General features: G+C 61.7%; 19 protein-coding genes. 17 read left to right on the forward strand and 2 right to left on the reverse strand.

Going from position 1 to position 20737, the window contains the following annotated elements:
- The first annotated feature begins 6 nt into the window (after positions 1-6).
- The 8 genes from rpmJ to bfr all read left to right on the forward strand — a co-directional run bounded on the left by rpmJ (position 7) and on the right by bfr (position 5348).
- Positions 7-123, forward strand: coding sequence for a 50S ribosomal protein L36 (gene rpmJ, locus MKK04_RS02315; protein WP_002555468.1), 117 nt, complete (start codon positions 7-9; stop codon positions 121-123).
- 131 nt (positions 124-254) lie between these two features.
- On the forward strand, positions 255-611 hold the full coding sequence (gene rpsM, locus MKK04_RS02320) for a 30S ribosomal protein S13 (protein ID WP_003257112.1): 357 nt from the start codon (positions 255-257) through the stop codon (positions 609-611).
- An 18-nt stretch (positions 612-629) separates the two neighbouring features.
- Entirely contained in the window at positions 630-1019 is a 390-nt protein-coding gene (gene rpsK, locus MKK04_RS02325; RefSeq protein WP_003255454.1) for a 30S ribosomal protein S11, read from the forward strand.
- Between the two features lie 15 nt (positions 1020-1034).
- Positions 1035-1655, forward strand: a complete 621-nt coding sequence (gene rpsD, locus MKK04_RS02330; RefSeq protein WP_003257114.1) for a 30S ribosomal protein S4 — start codon at positions 1035-1037, stop codon at positions 1653-1655.
- A 22-nt stretch (positions 1656-1677) separates the two neighbouring features.
- The gene (locus tag MKK04_RS02335) at positions 1678-2679 is read left to right on the forward strand and encodes a DNA-directed RNA polymerase subunit alpha (protein WP_003255452.1); all 1002 of its coding nucleotides are present in this window, start codon (positions 1678-1680) and stop codon (positions 2677-2679) included.
- Between the two features lie 42 nt (positions 2680-2721).
- Positions 2722-3108: a 50S ribosomal protein L17 gene (gene rplQ / locus MKK04_RS02340; protein ID WP_003255451.1), complete on the forward strand. Its 387-nt coding sequence runs from the start codon at positions 2722-2724 to the stop codon at positions 3106-3108.
- A 172-nt stretch (positions 3109-3280) separates the two neighbouring features.
- Positions 3281-4720, forward strand: a complete 1440-nt coding sequence (locus tag MKK04_RS02345; protein ID WP_207832721.1) for a catalase — start codon at positions 3281-3283, stop codon at positions 4718-4720.
- 163 nt (positions 4721-4883) lie between these two features.
- Complete coding sequence (gene bfr, locus MKK04_RS02350; protein ID WP_003257116.1) at positions 4884-5348, forward strand: bacterioferritin; 465 nt, start codon at positions 4884-4886, stop codon at positions 5346-5348.
- A 117-nt stretch (positions 5349-5465) separates the two neighbouring features.
- Here the strand turns inward: bfr and uvrA are convergent, their stop codons facing one another.
- Positions 5466-8300, reverse strand: a complete 2835-nt coding sequence (uvrA, locus tag MKK04_RS02355; protein ID WP_207832723.1) for an excinuclease ABC subunit UvrA — start codon at positions 8298-8300, stop codon at positions 5466-5468.
- Positions 8301-8429: 129 nt separating this feature from the next.
- On the opposite strand from uvrA, the gene MKK04_RS02360 reads away from it, so the two are divergent.
- From MKK04_RS02360 to MKK04_RS02370, 3 genes are all read left to right on the forward strand, one after another.
- Complete coding sequence (locus MKK04_RS02360) at positions 8430-9824, forward strand: MFS transporter (protein WP_063911039.1); 1395 nt, start codon at positions 8430-8432, stop codon at positions 9822-9824.
- A gap of 9 nt (positions 9825-9833) precedes the next feature.
- On the forward strand, positions 9834-10376 hold the full coding sequence (locus tag MKK04_RS02365; protein ID WP_063911040.1) for a single-stranded DNA-binding protein: 543 nt from the start codon (positions 9834-9836) through the stop codon (positions 10374-10376).
- A gap of 166 nt (positions 10377-10542) precedes the next feature.
- Entirely contained in the window at positions 10543-11412 is an 870-nt protein-coding gene (locus MKK04_RS02370) for an EamA family transporter (RefSeq protein ID WP_207832725.1), read from the forward strand.
- 193 nt (positions 11413-11605) lie between these two features.
- Here the strand turns inward: MKK04_RS02370 and MKK04_RS02375 are convergent, their stop codons facing one another.
- Positions 11606-12988, reverse strand: coding sequence for an aminotransferase-like domain-containing protein (locus MKK04_RS02375; protein WP_207832727.1), 1383 nt, complete (start codon positions 12986-12988; stop codon positions 11606-11608).
- A gap of 198 nt (positions 12989-13186) precedes the next feature.
- Here MKK04_RS02375 and MKK04_RS02380 point away from each other — a divergent pair, with 198 nt between their 5' ends.
- The 6 genes from MKK04_RS02380 to fdhE all read left to right on the forward strand — a co-directional run bounded on the left by MKK04_RS02380 (position 13187) and on the right by fdhE (position 20609).
- A complete protein-coding gene (locus tag MKK04_RS02380; protein WP_207832849.1) occupies positions 13187-13972 on the forward strand; it encodes a TSUP family transporter in 786 nt (261 codons plus the stop codon).
- A gap of 21 nt (positions 13973-13993) precedes the next feature.
- Entirely contained in the window at positions 13994-14755 is a 762-nt protein-coding gene (locus tag MKK04_RS02385; protein ID WP_207832729.1) for an SDR family NAD(P)-dependent oxidoreductase, read from the forward strand.
- A 257-nt stretch (positions 14756-15012) separates the two neighbouring features.
- Complete coding sequence (gene fdnG / locus MKK04_RS02390; RefSeq protein WP_156510838.1) at positions 15013-18081, forward strand: formate dehydrogenase-N subunit alpha; 3069 nt, start codon at positions 15013-15015, stop codon at positions 18079-18081.
- Positions 18081-19031 (forward strand): formate dehydrogenase subunit beta, encoded by a 951-nt coding sequence (fdxH, locus tag MKK04_RS02395; RefSeq protein ID WP_241106195.1) that lies wholly within the window; start codon positions 18081-18083, stop codon positions 19029-19031. The genes fdnG and fdxH overlap by 1 nt, the downstream gene beginning before the upstream one ends.
- A complete protein-coding gene (locus tag MKK04_RS02400) occupies positions 19028-19684 on the forward strand; it encodes a formate dehydrogenase subunit gamma (RefSeq protein ID WP_241106196.1) in 657 nt (218 codons plus the stop codon). The genes fdxH and MKK04_RS02400 overlap by 4 nt, the downstream gene beginning before the upstream one ends.
- Positions 19685-19688: 4 nt before the next feature.
- Positions 19689-20609, forward strand: coding sequence for a formate dehydrogenase accessory protein FdhE (gene fdhE, locus MKK04_RS02405; RefSeq protein WP_063911046.1), 921 nt, complete (start codon positions 19689-19691; stop codon positions 20607-20609).
- Positions 20610-20737: the final 128 nt, after the last annotated feature.

Raw genomic sequence — 20737 nt, forward strand, 5'->3', positions numbered from 1 at the left:
TCGGTAATGAAAGTTCGTGCATCGGTGAAAAAGCTGTGCCGTAACTGCAAGATCATCCGTCGCGAAGGCGTCGTACGAGTGATCTGCAGCGCGGAACCGCGTCACAAACAGCGCCAAGGCTGAGTGTGATCTGCGCTTCAAACCCAGCAGCTAGTGTGCTGCTGGGTTGATTATTCGTTTCTACAGCGATATTATCTCGCGCCCTATTTCTTGGCTTCCGGGGCGTAGGTAGCTGTCAATTGGAGTCCCACTGAATGGCCCGTATTGCAGGCGTCAACATTCCAGATAACAAGCATGCTGTTATCTCGCTGACCTACATCTATGGTGTCGGTCGCACTACTGCACAGAAGATCTGTGCAGACGCTGGTGTAAACCCAGCCGCTAAGATCAAGGATCTGAGCGACGAGCAAATCGAAACCCTGCGTGGCGAAGTCGCGAAGTTCACCACCGAAGGTGACCTGCGTCGTGACATCAACATGAAGATCAAGCGCTTGATGGACCTGGGTTGCTACCGCGGCCTGCGTCATCGTAAAGGTCTGCCGGTTCGCGGTCAGCGCACCAAGACCAACGCACGCACCCGTAAGGGCCCGCGTAAGCCGATCCGCAAGTAATCGCCCAGGAATATAGACATGGCAAAACCTGCTGCTCGTCCTCGTAAGAAAGTCAAAAAGACAGTGGTTGATGGCATCGCCCACATCCATGCCTCTTTCAACAACACCATCGTGACCATCACCGACCGTCAGGGCAACGCTTTGTCCTGGGCGACCTCCGGTGGTTCGGGTTTCCGTGGTTCGCGCAAATCCACCCCGTTCGCAGCCCAGATCGCTGCTGAGCGTGCTGGTCAAGCTGCGCTGGAATACGGTCTGAAGAACCTCGACGTAAACGTCAAGGGTCCAGGTCCAGGTCGTGAGTCCGCCGTTCGTGCACTGAACAGCTGCGGCTACAAGATCGCCAGCATCACCGACGTGACGCCAATCCCGCACAACGGGTGCCGTCCGCCGAAGAAGCGTCGCGTGTAATCAGGAGACAGATAAATGGCACGTTACATTGGTCCAAAATGCAAACTGTCTCGTCGTGAAGGCACTGACCTGTTCCTGAAGAGCGGCGTTCGCGCTCTGGAATCGAAGTGCAACATCGAAGCAGCCCCAGGTATCCACGGCCAGCGCCGTGGCCGTCAGTCCGACTACGGCACCCAGCTGCGCGAGAAGCAAAAAGTTCGTCGTATCTACGGTGTTCTGGAGCGTCAGTTCCGCGGTTACTACCAGGCTGCAGCCTCGAAAAAAGGCGCAACCGGTGAAAACCTGCTGCAACTGCTCGAGTGCCGTCTGGATAACGTCGTCTACCGTATGGGCTTCGGCTCGACTCGTTCCGAGTCCCGTCAGCTGGTTTCGCACAAAGCGATCAGCGTCAACGGTAAGACTGTAAACATTCCATCCTACCAAGTTCGTCCGGGTGACGTGGTCGCGGTTCGCGAGAAGTCGCTGAACCAGCTGCGCATTGTTCAAGCCCTTGAACTGTGCGCCCAGCGTGGCCGCGTTGAGTGGGTTGATGTGGATGCTGCTAAAAAGTCGGGCGTTTTCAAGAACGTTCCTGCTCGCAGCGACCTGTCTGCCGACATCAACGAGAACCTGATTGTCGAGCTCTACTCCAAGTAAGGGCTAGAAAATAGGTGCATCCATGCAGATTTCGGTAAATGAGTTCCTGACTCCCCGCCACATTGATGTGCAGGTAGTCAGTCCGACCCGCGCCAAGATCACGCTCGAGCCTCTCGAGCGTGGCTTCGGCCATACCCTGGGCAACGCGCTGCGCCGCATCCTGTTGTCCTCCATGCCTGGCTGTGCAGTAGTCGAGGCCGAGATCGACGGCGTACTCCACGAGTACTCCGCGATCGAAGGTGTTCAGGAAGACGTAATTGAAATCCTGTTGAACCTGAAAGGCCTGGCTATCAAACTGCACGGTCGTGACGAAGTTACGCTGACCTTGTCGAAAAAGGGTTCGGGGGTGGTTACCGCTGCCGATATTCAGCTGGATCACGATGTCGAGATCGTCAACCCCGATCACGTAATCGCGAACCTGGCGTCGAACGGCGCCCTGAACATGAAGCTCACTGTAGCTCGTGGTCGTGGTTACGAGCCGGCCGACTCCCGTCAAACCGACGAAGACGAAAGCCGTAGCATTGGCCGTCTGCAGCTGGACGCTTCGTTCAGCCCGGTGCGTCGTATCGCCTATGTGGTCGAGAACGCCCGTGTTGAACAGCGTACCAACCTGGACAAGCTGGTCATTGATCTGGAAACCAACGGCACCCTGGATCCTGAAGAGGCTATCCGCCGCGCTGCGACCATCCTGCAACAGCAGCTGGCCGCGTTCGTCGACCTCAAAGGTGACAGCGAGCCTGTCGTAGTCGAGCAGGAAGACGAGATCGATCCGATCCTGCTGCGTCCGGTTGACGACCTGGAACTGACTGTACGTTCGGCCAACTGCCTCAAGGCGGAGAACATCTACTACATCGGCGACCTGATTCAGCGTACCGAAGTAGAGCTGTTGAAGACTCCTAACCTGGGCAAGAAGTCCCTGACTGAAATCAAGGACGTCCTGGCCTCTCGTGGTCTGTCTCTCGGCATGCGCCTCGACAACTGGCCGCCTGCAAGTCTTAAGAAAGACGACAAGGCGACCGCCTGATCGTCGTAATCACCGAACGTAGTGTTTGGTAAGGAATGAATCATGCGTCATCGTAAAAGTGGACGTCACCTGAGCCGTACCAGCTCTCACCGCAAGGCTATGTTCCAGAACATGGCAGTGTCGCTGATCGAGCACGAGCTGATCAAAACCACCCTGCCGAAAGCCAAGGAACTGCGCCGCGTTGCCGAGCCGCTGATCACCCTGGCCAAGGAAGACAGCGTAGCTAACCGCCGTCTGGCCTTCGACCGTACCCGTTCGAAGTCCGCTGTTGGCAAGCTGTTCAACGACCTGGGCAAGCGTTACGCCACCCGTCAGGGCGGCTACCTGCGCATCCTGAAGTGCGGTTTCCGCGCTGGCGACAACGCCCCTATGGCGTACGTCGAGCTGGTTGATCGTCCGGTCGGCGGTGCTGTAGAAGCTGCTGAGTAAGACGTTCTGTCTGCTACAAAGAACCGGGCCTAGTGCCCGGTTTTTTGTTGCTACATGCATTGTTTATTTCTATTGATATAAGTCATGTAATGAATTTGTTCTTGTAACCTTGCTCGTCAATACTCTCTCCAAAGCCGATTAGCCGGCGCTTGTAGACCGATAAGGAGAGCCCATGAGCAAGATTCTCACCACCGCCAGCGGTGCACCTGTAGCCGACAACCAGAATTCCCGTTCCGCCGGCCCGCGCGGCCCGCTGCTGCTCGACGACTTCCACCTGATCGAGAAGCTTGCCCATTTCAACCGCGAGAACATTCCTGAGCGCCGCGTGCACGCCAAGGGCTCGGGCGCCTACGGTACCTTTACCGTCACCCGCGATATCACCGGTTACACCAGTGCCAAGCTGTTTGAACAGGTTGGCAAGCAGACCGAAACTTTCCTGCGCTTCTCTACCGTTGGTGGCGAGCGTGGCTCCGCCGATACCGAGCGCGACCCGCGTGGTTTCGCCGTTAAGTTCTACACCGAGGAAGGCAACTGGGACATCGTCGGCAATAACACGCCGGTATTCTTCATTCGCGACCCGCTGAAGTTCCCGGACTTTATCCACACCCAGAAGCGTCACCCGCAATCCAACCTGAAGAACGCCCAGATGATGTGGGACTTCTGGTCGCACTCCCCCGAGGCGTTGCACCAGGTCACCATTCTGTTCTCCGATCGCGGCATTCCGGACGGCTACCGCCACATGCACGGTTTCGGCAGTCACACTTACAGCCTGATCAATGCCGAGGGTGAGCGCACTTGGGTCAAATGGCACTTCAAGACCCAGCAAGGTATCAGGAACCTCGCCCCGGCAGATGCCGCGCGCCTGGCAGGTACTGACCCGGACTACGCGCAGCGCGACCTGTTCGAAGCCATTGAGCGAGGCGACTATCCGCGCTGGACCGTATGCATCCAGGTGATGAGCGAAGCCGAGGCTGCCAGCCGCGACGAGAACCCCTTTGACGTGACCAAGACCTGGTCGCAGAAGGACTACCCGTTGATCGAGGTGGGCGTGCTGGAGCTCAACCGTAACCCGCTCAACTACTTTGCCGAGGTCGAGCAGGCTGCCTTTGGTCCGAGCAACATGGTGCCGGGTGTCGGCCTGTCGCCAGACCGCATGCTGCAAGGGCGTGTATTCGCCTACGCTGACGCGCACCGCTACCGGGTGGGCACCAACCACCAGCAACTGCCGGTGAACGCACCACGCTGCCCGGTTAACAGCTATCAGCGTGATGGTTCCATGGCTGCTGGCAGTTACGGCAGTGCACCGAACTATGAGCCCAACAGCTACAGCGATGCACCGAAGCAGTCGCCGCGCCATGCCGAGCCTGCACTGGCCCTGAATGGTTCGGCTGACCGCTACGATCACCGTGAAGACACCGACTACTACAGCCACGCCGGCGCGCTATTCCGCCTGATGAGCGATGAGCAGAAAGCCCTGCTGATCAACAACATTGCCGGCACCATGGCAGGCGTCAGCCAAGACGTGGTCCAGCGCCAGCTGCAGTACTTCTTCAAGGCCGATCCGGCCTACGGCGAAGGGGTCGCCAAGGCCCTGGGCGTCAATCTCGCTTAAGTCGAAGTGATAAGAAGAACCGCCCTCATTTGGGCGGTTTTTCAATGAATATCACTACTGTTTGACCGATTTTTTGCTTCTGATTGCGCGTTTTTCAGTGACCGCTGGCAAAAGCTGGTTCACACTATGTGGCATAGACGTTTTCACATGGAGAAGCAGGGCGATGCAAGGTCACCCGGACGTAATCAACTACCTCGTTACGCTGCTGAAGGGCGAACTGGCGGCGCGCGACCAGTACTTCATTCACTCGCGGATGTACGAAGACTGGGGCCTGTCCAAGCTCTACGAGCGCATCAACCACGAAATGGAAGAAGAGACGCAGCACGCCGATGCCCTGATGCGTCGCATCCTCATGCTCGAAGGCACCCCTGACATGCGCGCGGACGACCTGGAAGTGGGCAGCACCGTGCCGGAAATGATCGAGGCTGACCTCAAGCTCGAGTACAAGGTGCGCGGCGCGCTATGCAAAGGCATCGAGCTGTGCGAACTGCACAAGGACTACATCAGCCGCGACATCCTGCGTGCCCAACTGGCTGACACCGAAGAAGATCACACCTACTGGCTGGAGAAGCAGCAGGGGCTGATCAAGGCCATCGGCCTGGAAAACTACCTGCAATCGCAGATGTAAAAGCTGGGGGCTGCTTTGCAGCCCTGTCGCGACACAAGGCCGCTCCCACAGACAAATGCACTCCTCCTGTGGGAGCGGCCTTGTGTCGCAACAGGGGCGCAAAGCGCCCCCAAGGCCTCACGCCCGATCCCGCTCCAGCAGCGGTTTCAGATAATGCCCGGTATACGACTGCTTCATCTCGCTCAGCTCTTCCGGCGTACCGCAGGCAATGATCTGCCCACCTTTCGAGCCACCCTCCGGCCCCAGATCCACCAGCCAGTCCGCGGTCTTGATCACATCCAGGTTGTGCTCGATCACCACCACGGTATTGCCGTGGTCACGCAGGCGATGCAGCACGTCCAGCAACTGCTGGATATCGGCAAAGTGCAGGCCCGTGGTCGGCTCGTCGAGGATATACAGGGTCTTGCCGGTGTCACGCTTGGACAGTTCGCGCGACAGCTTCACCCGCTGTGCCTCGCCGCCCGACAGCGTGGTCGCCGACTGCCCCAGCTTGATGTACGACAGCCCCACATCCATCAGCGTCTGCAGCTTGCGCGCCAGCGCCGGCACTGCATCGAAGAACTCGCGGGCATCCTCGATGGTCATCTCCAGCACCTCGTGGATGTTCTTGCCCTTGTACTTGATCTCCAGGGTTTCGCGGTTGTAGCGCTTGCTCTTGCACACGTCGCACGGCACGTAGATGTCCGGCAAAAAGTGCATCTCCACCTTGATCAGGCCATCGCCCTGGCAGGCCTCGCAACGGCCACCCTTGACGTTGAACGAGAAGCGCCCCGGACCATAGCCGCGCGAACGCGATTCCGGCACACCGGAGAACAGCTCGCGGATCGGCGTGAAGATGCCGGTGTAGGTCGCCGGGTTCGAGCGAGGGGTGCGGCCGATCGGGCTCTGGTCGATATCCACTACCTTGTCCAGGTGCTGCAGGCCATCCATGCTGGCATGCGGCGCCGCTTCAAGGCTGCTTGCACCATTCAGGGCGGTGGCGGCCAGTGGGAACAGGGTGTTGTTGATCAGCGTCGACTTGCCCGAGCCGGATACACCGGTCACGCAGGTCAGCAGGCCGATCGGGACTTCCAGGTCGACGTTTTGCAGGTTGTTGCCACGTGCGCCCTTGAGCTTGAGTTGCAGCTTCTTGTTGCGCGGCGTGCGCTTGGCCGGGACGACGATCTTCTTGCGCCCGGAAAGGTACTTGCCGGTCAGCGAGTCGGGGTGGGCCATGACTTCCTGCGGCGAGCCCTCGGCGACGATCTGCCCGCCGTGTACACCGGCCCCCGGGCCGATGTCCACCACATAGTCGGCCAGGCGGATGGCGTCTTCGTCGTGTTCCACCACGATTACCGTGTTGCCCAGGTCGCGCAGGTGGTTGAGGGTGGCCAGCAGGCGGTCGTTGTCGCGCTGATGAAGGCCGATGGACGGCTCATCGAGGATGTACATCACCCCTACCAGGCCAGCGCCGATCTGGCTGGCCAGGCGGATACGCTGCGCTTCGCCACCGGACAGGGTATCGGCGCTGCGGTCGAGGGTGAGGTAGTCGAGACCGACGTTGACCAGGAACTGCAGGCGCTCGCAGATTTCCTTGAGGATCTTCGCCGCAATTTCGCCACGGCGGCCGGTCAGGGTCAGTTCGCCGAAGTAGTTGCTGGCTTCACCAATCGGCAGGTTGGTCACCGCCGGCAGGGTCTTTTCACCCACCCACACATGTCGTGCCTCGCGGCGCAGGCGGGTGCCGCGGCAGTCCGGGCAGGGCTGGGTGCCAAGGAACTTGGCCAGTTCTTCACGCACGGTGGCCGACTCGGTCTCGCGGTAGCGACGCTCCAGGTTCGGCACGATGCCTTCGAACGGGTGCGAGCGCTTGACGATGTCGCCACGGTCGTTGAGGTACTTGAAGTCGATACTCTGTTTGCCGCTACCCTGCAGGATCACTTTCTGGTGCTCGGCCGACAGCTGGCCGAACGGCTCCTCCAGGCTGAAGCCGTAATGCGCGGCCAGCGAGCCGAGCATCTGGAAGTAGTACACGTTACGCCGGTCCCAGCCGCGGATCGCGCCTTCGGCCAAGGTGAGTTCGGCATTGACCAGGCGCTTGGTGTCGAAGAACTGCTTCACCCCCAGGCCATCGCAGGTCGGGCAGGCGCCGGCGGGGTTGTTGAAGGAGAACAGCTTCGGCTCCAGCTCGCTGATGGCATGGCCACAGACCGGGCAGGCGAAGCGCGCGGAGAAGATCGTCTCTTCACCTTGTTCATCATCCATCGGTGCCACCAGGGCGATGCCGTCGGCCAGCTTGAGCGCGGTCTCGAACGATTCGGCCAGGCGCTGTTGCAGGTCGGCGCGGACCTTGAAGCGGTCCACCACCACATCGATGCTGTGCTTTTTCTGCTTGTCCAGCTTGGGCAGTTCGTCGAGCTCGTAGAGCTTGCCGTTGACCCGGGCACGCACAAAGCCTTGGGCACGCAATTCGTCGAACACCGCCAGGTGCTCGCCCTTGCGCTCGCGCACCACTGGCGCCAGCAGCATCAGCTTGCTGCCTTCCGGGCGCTCCAGCACCAGGTCGACCATCTGGCTGATCGTTTGCGCCTCCAGCGGGATATCGTGGTCCGGGCAGCGTGGGGTACCGACGCGGGCGTACAGCAGACGCAGGTAGTCGTAGATTTCGGTGATGGTGCCGACCGTGGAGCGGGGGTTGTGCGAGGTCGACTTCTGCTCGATGGAAATGGCCGGCGACAGGCCTTCGATGGTGTCGACGTCAGGCTTTTCCATCATCGACAGGAACTGCCGGGCGTAGGCCGACAGCGATTCGACATAGCGGCGCTGGCCTTCAGCGTACAGGGTGTCGAACGCCAGGGACGACTTGCCGGAACCGGACAGGCCGGTGATCACGATCAGCTTGTCCCGGGGCAGGGTCAGGTCGATGTTCTTCAGGTTGTGGGTGCGTGCCCCACGAATCAGGATCTTGTCCACTGCGGCCTCGCTCGGCGGGCATAAACAAGGAAGTATACGGCGCCCTGCCAGTACGCGGCAAAGCGTCGCGTAGATGCCGTCACGCTGTCGGACTGATAGAATCGCCGCCGGTTCACACGAGGTTAATCCATGCACGACACCCACAACGAGCGCATGAGTGGCGGCGAAACCCGCGCCGCTGGCGGCCTGGCCCTGGTCTTTGCCTTTCGTATGCTGGGCATGTTCATGGTCTTGCCGGTGCTGGCCACCTACGGCATGGACCTGGCCGGTGCCACACCTGCGCTGATTGGCCTGGCCATTGGTGCCTATGGCCTGACCCAGGCCGTTTTGCAGATCCCGTTCGGGATGATTTCCGACCGCATCGGCCGCCGGCCGGTGATTTACCTGGGGCTGGTGATCTTTGCCCTGGGCAGTGTATTGGCGGCCCAGGCCGACTCCATCTGGGGTGTGATCGCCGGGCGTATCCTGCAGGGGGCCGGGGCGATTTCCGCTGCGGTCATGGCGCTGCTGTCCGACCTCACCCGCGAGCAGCACCGGACCAAGGCCATGGCCATGATCGGCATGAGCATCGGCCTGTCGTTTGCCGTCGCCATGGTCGTCGGCCCATTGCTGACTCGTGCCTTTGGCTTGTCAGGATTGTTCCTCGCCACGGCAGGACTTGCCCTGGTCGGCATCCTGCTGATCGCCTTTGTCGTGCCCAATACCCACAGCATCCTGCAGCACCGTGAGTCGGGTGTGGCGCGCCAGGCCATCGGCCCGACCCTGCGCCATCCGGACCTTCTGCGCCTGGACGCGGGCATCTTCATCCTCCACGCCATCCTCATGGCCAGCTTCGTCGCGCTGCCACTGGCCTTCGTCGAGCGCGGCGGTCTGCCGAAGGAGCAGCACTGGTGGGTATACCTGACCGCATTGTTCATCTCATTTTTTGCAATGGTCCCGTTCATCATCTACGGCGAGAAAAAGCGCAAGATGAAACGCGTGCTGGCCGGGGCGGTCAGTGTGTTGCTGCTGGTGGAGGTGTTCTTCTGGCAGTGGGCTGACGGTTTGCGCGGACTGGTGATCGGCACCGTGGTATTCTTTACTGCATTCAACCTGCTGGAGGCATCGCTGCCTTCGCTGGTGAGCAAGGTGTCGCCTGCAGGTGGCAAGGGGACGGCAATGGGGGTTTACTCCACCAGCCAGTTCCTCGGTGCTGCCCTGGGAGGAATCCTCGGTGGCTGGTTGTTCCAGCACGGCGGGCTGAACATGGTGTTCCTCGGTTGTGCGGTACTGTGTGCCATCTGGTTGGTCGTTGCCTTGCGCATGAACGAGCCGCCCTATGTGACCAGCCTGCGCATGCCGCTGACGCCAGAGGCAGTCCGGGAAGCCGGCCTGACCGAGCGCCTGATGGCCGTGCCGGGTGTGACCGACGCCGTCGTGGTGGCGGAAGAAGCCGCCATCTATATCAAACTGGATACGAAAATTTTGGACCGTACGACCCTCGAGCGCCTGGTGAACCCGGCCTCTTCGGCGTGCGAAGCCTAGGAGAACGTTATGGCCCGTGGGGTTAACAAAGTCATTCTGGTTGGTACCTGTGGCCAGGATCCCGAAGTCCGCTACCTGCCCAACGGTAACGCCGTGACCAACCTGAGCCTGGCTACCAGCGAGCAGTGGACCGACAAGCAGTCGGGCCAGAAGGTCGAGCGTACCGAGTGGCACCGTGTGTCGCTGTTCGGCAAGGTTGCCGAAATCGCCGGCGAATACCTGCGCAAGGGTTCGCAGTGCTACATCGAAGGCAAGCTGCAGACCCGCGAGTGGGAAAAAGACGGCATCAAGCGCTACACCACCGAGATCATCGTCGACATCAACGGCACCATGCAGCTGCTCGGCGGCCGTCCGCAGGGCCAGCAGCAGGGCGGTGACCCGTACAACCAGGGTGGCGGCAACTACGGTGGCGGCCAGCCGCAACAGTACAACCAGGCTCCGCGCCAGCAGGCCCCGCGCCCGCAACAGGCTCCTCAGCGCCCGGCACCGCAGCAGCCAGCCCCGCAGCCAGCGGCTGACTTCGACAGCTTCGATGACGATATTCCGTTCTGATCGGAGCGGTCAGGCGTCTAGCAAGACCAGAAGCCCAGGGCAGTTGCCCTGGGTTTTTTTATGGGCAGCCACCCCGTGTAGGAGGCTTCTGAAACTGCTGGTGCTGCAGCTCATTGTTGCCCTCTCAATTTAATATCTGTCCCTAGCAGGCAACGGGAGTGGAAACATGGACGTCATCATGGGTTTGATAGCCGCCTTGTTGTGGGGCGTCACCGATTTTCTAGTGGGGGTAAACGCCCGGGCGGTTGGCATTCGTCGAGCTGTCTTTTTTGGGCAGGTATTGGGTCTGTTGCTGATGGGGCTGATCATCTTCATATCGGCCAATCAGCTGGAAAAGATACTGGCGGCACCTGTTAGCGCATTGCTGCTTGGCGGAGTTGCGGCGCTTTGCACGGTGTTAGGGGCGCTGTCACTTTCCAAGGCCTTTGCTATCGGCAAGACGGCAGTCGTGGCTCCGCTGGTGACCTCGTATGGCGTCTTTACTACGCTGCTGGCCTGGCTAGGTGGTGATGAACTGTCGCTTTGGCAGTTTCTTGGCTTGCTGACCTGTTTCCTTGGTGTGCTGTTGGCCAGTAGCAGCGGTAACAGGGCGGGTGAGCAGGGGCGGTCGATGAGCCGTTTGCCGGTTGCTTTCGCTCTGTTGGCGGCGGCTTTCTACGGCGTCAGTTTCTGGCTTCAGGGGAAATATGCGCTGCCCTCGCTCGGCCCTGTGAACATGTTGGCGCTAGGGTATGCAGTTGGGGTGATCTTCCTGATGCCCGAAGCGCTCAGGCTGTTGAGGGGCTGGTCGGTAATCAGGCCAAGAACGTGTGCAACATTGTGCGGTGCCAGCCTGTTCAACCTGGGTGGGTTTTCCGCCTTTTCCTGGGGGGCGCTAAATGGTTCGATTTCCGTTGTCACCGTGATCAGCACGCTGTCGGGGGGAATCGCCGCGATACTGGGCTTCTTCTTCTATCGGGAGCGGTTGTCCTGCTTTCAGGTGGTGGGCGTGGGCCTGGTCTTGGTGGGTGCCATTCTACTGCACCTGTTTGGCTGATCCCGATAAGCTCAGGTGCTGGTGCGAACGAGTTCGCAAGCGATCCGCTTATCCTGTGGGAGCGGCTTTAGCCGCGAAGAATCCAGCGCGGTGCATGGCACCGGCTGTGCCGGTGTTCGCGGCTAAAGCCGCTCCCACAGGGTCCCTGCTAATTCAAAGGGTTAGGTGAGAGCGGGTTCAATAAGGCAGCGCTTCAATAGAACAACCGCGGCTCCGGCGAGTCCAGCAGGCTGACCAGCTTGGTCAGGGCAAAGCCCAGTTCCTGGCGGCTGGGCGCCATCAGGGCGATGCGCACGCCGCAGGTTGCGTGGCTGCGTTCCGGCAGGAACTGGCTGCCACTGACTACCGTGACGCCGTTGTTGCGCGCCAGGTTGGCGAATTCGTCGCTGGTCCACGGCTCCGGCAACTCCAGCCAGATGTGGAAGCTGTTGGGCTGGCTGCGGATCTTGTACCTGCCAAGGATCTCCCGGGCCATTTGCTGGCGCGCGGCCGCCTCGTCCTGCTGTACCCGCACCAACTGGTCGGCCATGCCGCTGTTGATCAGGTTGCTGGCCAGTTGCGCCATCAATGGTGACGGCATCCAGACGCTGCTGCGTACCATCGACGATAACCGCGAGAGGGTTTGCGGTGGCGCGTACAGGTAACCGATGCGCAGCGCCGGCAGCACGCTCTTGGACAGGCTGGTGAGGTACACCGAGCGTTCGGGCGCATACGCGGTCAGTGGCTGGTAATCCGCTGCGGGTTCGAGAAAACCGTAGATATCGTCATCGACGATGAACAGGTCGAACTCGCGGGCGATCTCTGCAATGGCCTGGCGCCGTGCGTGGGGCATGATCGAGTTGGTCGGGTTCTGGTGGGTGGTGACGCACACCAGCAGGGAAGGGCGGTGCTCCAGGCAGGCCGCGCGCAATGCCTCCGGAATAAGGCCGTGCTCGTCCATGGCCACGCCGCGCAGGCGGCGGCCCATGCTGTGGGCCAGGGAGATGATGCCTGGGTAGCAGAACGATTCGCACAGCACCACATCGTCGCTCTTCGACAGGCTGCTGATGGCCACCAATAGTCCATGCTGGGCGCCAGAGGTCAGTACAACCTGTTGCCAGCGAGCATCAGGCAGCCAGCGCTGAATCCAGGCTGCCCCTGCTTGTTTGTGGGAGGTGTGACCACCCTCTGTCACATAGTCGAGTACCTGCCCCAGGTCCGGAGAAGTGGCCAGCTCGCTGATCGCCGCACCCAGCCACTCACTCATGTGGGCGTCGTTGGGTTTGATGATCGATAGATCGATCTGGCTGCTTTCGCCAGTAACGGGTGTGGGCACCGACGGGGTGGATAACCGCTGTCGCAACTGCCTGACAAATGTGCCACGGCCTACCTCTCCAACCACCAGGCCGCGTTTGGCGGCTTCGTCGTAGGCTCTTCCAACGGTGCCGGGGGTTACATTGAGTGCCTCGGCAAGGTCTTTGAGTGTGGGCAAACGATCGCCTGCTGCAAGCCGACCACTTTCGATGTCCTGTTCAAGGGCATTAGCGATCATCAGGTAAACCGGCTGGGTTTGATCGCCGTATTGAGGGACCCACATGGAAATGACACCAGATTCTGCAATTGCGCGCAGCCTAACATGAAAGCCAAGATGCGGTAATGATGGTAATCGTTGTCATTGAGTCGATTTAATTCGATATTGCATCGATTCAATTTTTGTAATTACAATCATCGCGCTGATTGGGACATGCACACTTGCGTTGTGCTTGGCAGGACACTCCACTGGATGGACTTCGCTATGGAAATTCTGGGCGCTTTCTGGGCGGAACACTGGTTGCTGGCGGTGCTCATGCTTGGGGCTATCGCTTTCGTTGCCGGCTTCGTAGACAGCATTGCCGGTGGCGGCGGGTTGTTCCTGGTGCCGGGCTTTCTGCTGGTCGGCATGCCACCGCAGGTTGCCCTCGGTCAGGAAAAACTGGTCAGTACCCTTGGCACACTGGCAGCCATTCGCAACTTCCTGGCCAACAGCAAGATGGTCTGGCAGGTGGCGCTGGTCGGCGTGCCGTTCTCGTTGCTCGGTGCCTACCTGGGGGCACACCTGATCGTGTCGATCTCCCAGGAAACCGTGGGCAAGATCATCCTGGCGCTGATCCCCCTCGGCATCCTCATCTTCCTCACCCCCAAGGACCGCCCGGTCGAAGAGCGCGAACTGTCATCGCGCATGCTGTTCACCGTGGTCCCGCTGACCTGCCTGGCCATCGGCTTCTATGACGGCTTCTTCGGCCCCGGTACCGGCAGCATGTTCATCATCGCGTTCCATTACCTGCTGCGCATGGACCTGGTCTCCAGCTCGGCCAACTCCAAAACCTTCAATTTCGCGTCCAACATCGGCGCCCTGGTGGCCTTCGTCATTGCCGGCAAGGTCGTCTACCTGCTGGCGTTGCCGCTGGTGGCCTGCAACATCCTCGGTAACCACCTGGGCAGCGCGCTGGCCCTGCGCAAGGGCAACGAAGTGGTGCGCAAGGCGCTGGTGTTTTCGATGCTCTGCCTGTTCACCAGCCTGGGCGTGAAGTACCTGGCCTGACCCTTCCATAGGAGACAACTGATGAAAACCGCATTCGTAACCGGCGCCTCCTCGGGCTTTGGCCGCGCCATCTGCCGTACCTTGATCGGCAAAGGCTACCGCGTGATCGGTGGCGCCCGGCGCATGGACAAGCTGCAAGCGCTGGAAGCCGAACTGGGCGCCAACTTCACTGCGCTGGCGCTGGATGTCACCGACCCGGTGTCGCTCGAGACGGCGGTCGAGAAGATTCGTGATGCTTCGCTGCAGATCGACCTGCTGGTCAACAATGCCGGGCTGGCGCTGGGCGTGGACCGTGCCCAGGTCAGCAGTGCGGAAAACTGGCAGCGGATGATCGACACCAACATCACCGGCCTGGCCATGGTCACCCACAAGATACTGCCGCAGATGGTGGAAGCCGACAGCGGCATGATCATCAACATCGGCTCGATCGCCGGCACCTACCCCTACCCGGGCGGTAACGTGTATGGCGCCAGCAAGGCCTTCGTCCGCCAGTTCAGCCTCAACCTGCGCGCCGACCTGGCGGGCACCCGCGTGCGAGTGAGCAACATCGAGCCGGGGCTGTGCTCGGGTACCGATTTCTCGGTGGTGCGCCTGAACGGTGACCTGGATGCCGTGCAGGCGCTGTATAGGGATGTGGAGGCCATTCTGCCCGAGGACATCGCGGCCACGGTGGCCTGGATTGCCGAGCAGCCGGCGCATGTGAACATCAATACCATCGAGATCATGCCGGTGGCGCAGAGCAGCGCGGCGCTGAACGTGGTGCGCAACCTGCCGCTTTGCTGATCGGCCGGTGGTGGATGGCACCGGCGTTGCCGGTGTTCGCGGGCACGCCCGCTCCCACATTCGGGCAGGTGCAGTACCTGTGGGAGCGGGTTCACCCGCGAATCAGGCAACACAGCGCCTTCAGCTGACCCATGTCATCGCACCTTCGCGATTCTTGGCTAGTCTTACCTGTTGGCGGCCATCAATTGGCCGCCACCGTGACTACCAAGAGGCGCCGGCCATGTTCCGTGCGTCCACCACCTGATCAGGAGTGCACGATGGACCTGAACCGTCGGCAGTTCTTCAAGGTCGCCGCCGTCGGCCTTGGAGGCTCGAGCCTTGCGGCGTTGGGCATGGCCCCGACACCCGCATTCGCCGAGCAGGTGCGTCACTTCAAGCTGGCGCATACCAAAGAAACCCGTAACACCTGCCCCTACTGCTCGGTCGGCTGCGGCCTGATCATGTACAGCCAGGGCGATGCGGGCAAGAACGTCAAACAGAACATCATCCATATCGAAGGTGACGCCGACCACCCGGTCAACCGCGGCACCCTCTGCCCGAAAGGCGCCGGCCTGCTGGACTTCATCCACAGCCCGAGCCGCCTGCAGTACCCCGAGGTACGCAAGCCGGGCAGCAAGGAGTGGGTGCGAGTCAGCTGGGACGAGGCGCTCGATCGCGTCGCCGACCTGATGAAGCAGGACCGCGACGCCAACTTCATCGAAAAGAACGCCCAGGGGCAAACGGTCAACCGCTGGCTAACCACCGGTTTTCTCGCTGCTTCCGCCGCCTCCAGCGAGGCCGGCTACCTGACCCACAAGGTCATCCGCGCAACAGGCATGCTGGGGTTCGATAACCAGGCTCGTGTCTGACATGGCCCGACGGTGGCAAGTCTTGCCCCGACGTACGGCCGTGGCGCCATGACCAACCACTGGTCCGATATCGCCAACGCGAATCTGGTCCTGGTGATGGGTGGCAACGCAGCAGAAGCGCATCCGTGCGGCTTCAAGTGGGTGACCGAGGCCAAGGCGCACAACAAGGCGCGGCTGATCGTGGTCGACCCGCGGTTTACCCGTACCGCTTCGGTGGCGGACTACTACGCACCGATTCGTACCGGTACCGACATCGCCTTCATGGGCGGGCTGATCAATTACCTGCTGAGCAACGACAAGATCCAGCACGAGTACGTGCGCAACTACACCGACGTGTCGTTCATCGTCAAAGAGAACTATGGCTTCGAGGATGGCCTGTTCAGCGGCTATGACGAGGCCAAGCGTGTGTATGCCGACAAGTCCGGCTGGGGTTATGAACTGGGTGAGGACGGTTTTGCCAAGGTCGACCCGACCTTGCAGCACCCGCGCTGCGTGTTCCAGCTGATGAAGCAGCACTACAGCCGCTATACCCCGGAACTGGCGAGCATGACCTGTGGCATGCCGCAGGACGCCATGCTGAAGATCTGGGAAGAGATCGCCACCTGCTCGGTACCGGGCAAGACCATGACGATCCTCTACGCGCTCGGCTGGACGCAGCACTCGATCGGCGCACAGATCATCCGCAGTGCGGCCATGGTCCAGTTGCTGCTGGGCAACGTCGGCATGCCCGGTGGCGGGGTCAACGCCTTGCGCGGGCACTCCAACATCCAGGGCCTGACCGACCTCGGCCTGCTGTCCAACTCGCTGCCGGGTTACCTGACCTTGGCTGGCGATGCCGAGCAGGACTACGCCGCCTACATCGACAAGCGCGCCTCCAAACCGCTGCGCCCAGGGCAACTGTCGTACTGGCAGAACTACGGCAAGTTCCACGTCAGCCTGATGAAGGCCTGGTATGGCGCCAACGCTACGGCAGAAAACAACTGGGGCTACGACTGGCTGCCCAAGCTCGACGTGCCGGCCTACGACGTGCTGCGCATGTTCGAGATGATGGGCCAGGGCAAGGTCAACGGCTACATGTGCCAGGGCTTCAACCCGATTGCCGCGCTGCCGGACAAGAACCGCGTCACCGCAGCCCTGGGCAAGCTCAAGTGGCTGGTGATCATGGACCCGCTGGCCACCGAGACCTCGGAGTTCTGGCGCAACGTCGGGCCGTTCAACGATGTCGACACGGCCAACATCCAGACCGAAGTGATCCGCCTGCCCACCACCTGCTTCGCCGAGGAAGACGGCTCGCTGGTCAACAGCAGCCGCTGGCTGCAGTGGCACTGGAAGGGCGCCGACGGCCCGGGCGAGACCCGCACCGACGTGCACATCATGAGCGAGCTGTTCCTGCGTCTGCGCCGACGCTACCAGGCCGAGGGCGGTGCCTACCCTGACGCGCTGATGAACATCAACTGGCCATACAAGATCCCTGAAGAGCCATCCCCGGAGGAACTGGCCAAGGAAATGAACGGCTGGGCGGTGACCGACCTCACCGACCCGACTGGCGCAGTGCTCAAGGCCGGCCAGCAACTGGCGGGCTTTGGCCAGCTCAAGGACGATGGCAGCACCGCGTCCGGCTGCTGGATCTTCGCCGGCAGCTGGACCGAGCAGGGCAACCAGATGGCCCGCCGCGACAACAGCGACCCATACGGCATGCACCAGGTGCAGAACTGGGCCTGGGCCTGGCCAGCCAACCGCCGCATCCTCTACAACCGTGCTTCCAGCGACCCGCAAGGCAAACCCTGGGACCCGGAGAAGAAGCGCCTGGTATGGTGGAACGGCAAGGCCTGGACCGGTACCGACGTGCCCGACTTCAAGGTCGACTCGCCACCCGAGGCGGGGATGAACCCGTTCATCATGAACCCCGAAGGCGTGGCGCGGTTCTTCGCCATCGACAAGATGGCCGAAGGCCCGTTCCCCGAGCACTACGAGCCGTTCGAGACGCCGATTGGCATCAACCCGCTGCACCCGCAGAACAAGAAGGCCACCAGCAACCCGGCCGGGCGGGTCTTCGACTCGGTGTGGGACACCCTGGGCAAGCACGACGAGTTCCCGTATGCGGCGACCACGTACCGGCTGACCGAGCACTTCCACTTCTGGAGCAAGCATTGCCGCCTCAACGCCATTGCCCAGCCCGAGCAGTTCGTCGAAATCGGCGAGGTGCTGGCCAACGAGAAGGGTATCAAGGCCGGTGACCGGGTGCGGGTGTCGAGCAAGCGCGGGCACATCGAGGCGGTGGCGGTGGTGACCAAGCGGATTCGCCCGCTCAAGGTCAACAACCAGACCGTGCACCAGATCGGCATTCCGCTGCACTGGGGCTTCACCGGGGCTACGCGGCATGGCTACCTGACCAACACCCTGGTGCCTTTCCTGGGTGACGGCAATACCCAGACGCCAGAGTCCAAGTCGTTCCTCGTCAAAGTGGAGAAACTCTGATGGCCAGCCAAGACATCATCGCCCGCTCGGCCACCACCACCGTACCGCCTTCGGTACGCCAGCAGCAGGAAGTCGCCAAGCTGATCGACACCACCAAGTGCATCGGCTGCAAGGCCTGCCAGGTGGCGTGTTCGGAGTGGAACGAACTGCGTGACGAGGTCGGCCACAACCACGGCACCTATGACAACCCCCAGGACCTCACCGCCGAGACCTGGACCCTGATGCGCTTCACCGAGCATGAGCGCGACGACGGCAACCTGGAGTGGCTGATTCGCAAGGACGGCTGCATGCACTGCGCCGAGCCAGGTTGCCTGAAGGCCTGCCCGAGCCCGGGGGCGATCATCAAGCACGCCAACGGCATCGTCGACTTCAACCAGGACCACTGTATCGGTTGCGGCTACTGCATCACCGGCTGCCCGTTCAACATCCCGCGCATCTCGCAGAAGGACCACAAGGCGTACAAGTGCACCCTGTGTTCCGACCGCGTGACCGTGGGCCTGGAGCCGGCCTGCGTGAAAACCTGCCCGACCGGGGCGATCGTGTTCGGCAGCAAGGACGAGATGAAAGTGCATGCCGCCGAGCGCATCGTCGACCTCAAGTCGCGCGGCTATGACAACGCCGGGCTGTACGACCCGCACGGCGTCGGTGGCACCCATGTGATGTATGTGCTGCACCATGCCGACACGCCGAAACTGTACGCCGGCCTGCCGGATCAGCCGGTGATCAGCCCGCTGGTGGGGCTGTGGAAAGGCTTCACCAAGCCGCTGGCGCTGCTGGCCATGGGCGCGGCGGTGCTGGCCGGGTTCTTCCACTATGTGCGGGTCGGGCCACAGCGGGTGGAGGAGGACGAACGCCCGACACCGCCGGATGAAAGCGTGCATCAGGTGGACCCGTCGGTCCATGTCTATGATCCGGCCAAGCCCGGTGGGCAAGGGGAGCAGCGACCATGAACGACAACAAACCCATCCTGCGTTACAACGCCAACGAGCGCAGCAACCACTGGGTCGTCGCGATCCTGTTCATCCTGGCTGGCCTGTCGGGGCTGGCGCTGTTCCATCCGGCGCTGTTCTGGCTCAGCAACCTGTTCGGCGGTGGGCCGTGGACAGGCATCCTGCACCCCTTCATCGGGGTGGCGATGTTCGTGTTCTTCCTCGGCCTGGTGCTGCGTTTCTGGCGCGCCAACTTCATCACCGCCAACGACCGCCTGTGGCTGCGCCGCGTGGACCGGGTGATGCTCAACAAGGAGGAGGGTGTGCCGCCGATTGGCAAGTACAACGCCGGGCAGAAGCTGTTGTTCTGGACCCTGCTGGCGTGCATGCTGGTTCTGCTGGTCAGCGGTGTGGTGATCTGGCGCGCCTACTTCAGCCATTGGTTCGGCATCGAGGTCATTCGCCTGTCCGCGCTGCTCCACGCCCTGGCGGCGTTCGTGCTGATCCTCAGCATCATCGTGCACATCTACGCCGGCATCTGGATCAAGGGCTCGATCGGCGCCATGCTGCATGGCTGGGTCAGCCGCGCCTGGGCGCGCAAGCACCATGAGTTGTGGTACCGCGAAGTGACCGGTGACAAGACGCCGGGCAATCACGGACGAAAAGAAGGATGAGCGCTTGAGCACGATACTCGAACCCGGGCAGATCGAAGCGTCGGCGGTGATGCCGCCGTTTCTGCACCTGCCCCCCGCCAACCTGTTCGAACTGCGGGCCGCGCGCCTGGAGCAGCTGGCCGAGGGCAATGCCCTTGGCGAATACCTGAAGCTGGTGGCCCGCTTGTGCCGCATCCAGCAGCAGCTTGTGGATAACCCGCCCGCTGGCATGCCTGTGGCCGAGGAGCGTCAACGCCTGTGCATAAGTCATGGTTTGCCGCCGCTGGCGGCGGATAGCCTGGTGCGTGAAGGGCCGTGGCTGGTCTGGTTGCAGGCCTTGCTCGAGCACTTCAGCGCGCAAACCAGCGGTCCGTTGGGTGAGGCACTGCAAGCCCTGCGTGGCAGCGACGACAATCAGCGCAAGGGCTGGGGCATTGCCTTGCTCGCCGGCCAGTACGATGCAGTGCCCGCAGCGCTGGTGCCGTTCATTGGGGCGGCCTTGCAGGCGGCCTGGTCCAGTTGGTTGCTGGCGCTGCCCGCGCCAGAGCTCAAGCCCGCCGGCAGCCTGGCCCAGTGCCCGGCCTGCGGCTCGCCGGCGATGGCCGGGGTGGTGCGCAACCGTGGCAAGCACAATGGCCTGCGCTACCTGGCCTGTTCGCTGTGTGCCTGTGAATGGCATGTAGTGCGGGTCAAGTGCGTCTACTGCGAGTCGAGCAAGGACCTGCGCTACACCAGCCTCGACGATGACCGCCATGCGCCGGGCAAGGCGCCGCTGCGTGCCGAGTGCTGCCCGGCGTGCGAAAGCTACCTGAAGCAGAACTACCTGGAAAACGATGCGGCGGCCGAGCCGCTGGCCGACGACCTGGCCAGCCTGGCGCTGGACATTCGCCTGGACGAGGAGGGCTTCCATCGGTTGGCACCGAACCTGATGCTTGCGCCTGGGTAGTGGGTGAGTGTCTACACTGTAAGACCGAGTCGCCTTCTTCGCGGGTAAACCCGCCCCCACAGGTACCGCGCAAGCTTCAAAAGCTGCGCGGGCCTTGTGGGAGCGGGTTCCCCCGCGAAGAGGCCAGT

This window comes from Pseudomonas sp. LS.1a (genome assembly GCF_022533585.1).
In the GTDB taxonomy this organism is placed as follows: domain Bacteria; phylum Pseudomonadota; class Gammaproteobacteria; order Pseudomonadales; family Pseudomonadaceae; genus Aquipseudomonas.

Excerpts from the sequence above, each read along its gene's own strand:
- rpmJ (WP_002555468.1), top strand. The coding sequence starts at position 7 with ATGAAAGTTCGTGCATCGGTGAAAAAGCTGTGCCGTAACTGCAAGATC.
- rpsM (WP_003257112.1), top strand. The coding sequence starts at position 255 with ATGGCCCGTATTGCAGGCGTCAACATTCCAGATAACAAGCATGCTGTT.
- rpsK (WP_003255454.1), top strand. The coding sequence starts at position 630 with ATGGCAAAACCTGCTGCTCGTCCTCGTAAGAAAGTCAAAAAGACAGTG.
- rpsD (WP_003257114.1), top strand. The coding sequence starts at position 1,035 with ATGGCACGTTACATTGGTCCAAAATGCAAACTGTCTCGTCGTGAAGGC.
- MKK04_RS02335 (WP_003255452.1), top strand. The coding sequence starts at position 1,678 with ATGCAGATTTCGGTAAATGAGTTCCTGACTCCCCGCCACATTGATGTG.
- rplQ (WP_003255451.1), top strand. The coding sequence starts at position 2,722 with ATGCGTCATCGTAAAAGTGGACGTCACCTGAGCCGTACCAGCTCTCAC.
- MKK04_RS02345 (WP_207832721.1), top strand. The coding sequence starts at position 3,281 with ATGAGCAAGATTCTCACCACCGCCAGCGGTGCACCTGTAGCCGACAAC.
- bfr (WP_003257116.1), top strand. The coding sequence starts at position 4,884 with ATGCAAGGTCACCCGGACGTAATCAACTACCTCGTTACGCTGCTGAAG.
- MKK04_RS02360 (WP_063911039.1), top strand. The coding sequence starts at position 8,430 with ATGCACGACACCCACAACGAGCGCATGAGTGGCGGCGAAACCCGCGCC.
- MKK04_RS02365 (WP_063911040.1), top strand. The coding sequence starts at position 9,834 with ATGGCCCGTGGGGTTAACAAAGTCATTCTGGTTGGTACCTGTGGCCAG.
- MKK04_RS02370 (WP_207832725.1), top strand. The coding sequence starts at position 10,543 with ATGGACGTCATCATGGGTTTGATAGCCGCCTTGTTGTGGGGCGTCACC.
- MKK04_RS02375 (WP_207832727.1), bottom strand. The coding sequence starts at position 12,988 with ATGTGGGTCCCTCAATACGGCGATCAAACCCAGCCGGTTTACCTGATG.
- MKK04_RS02380 (WP_207832849.1), top strand. The coding sequence starts at position 13,187 with ATGGAAATTCTGGGCGCTTTCTGGGCGGAACACTGGTTGCTGGCGGTG.
- MKK04_RS02385 (WP_207832729.1), top strand. The coding sequence starts at position 13,994 with ATGAAAACCGCATTCGTAACCGGCGCCTCCTCGGGCTTTGGCCGCGCC.
- fdxH (WP_241106195.1), top strand. The coding sequence starts at position 18,081 with ATGGCCAGCCAAGACATCATCGCCCGCTCGGCCACCACCACCGTACCG.
- MKK04_RS02400 (WP_241106196.1), top strand. The coding sequence starts at position 19,028 with ATGAACGACAACAAACCCATCCTGCGTTACAACGCCAACGAGCGCAGC.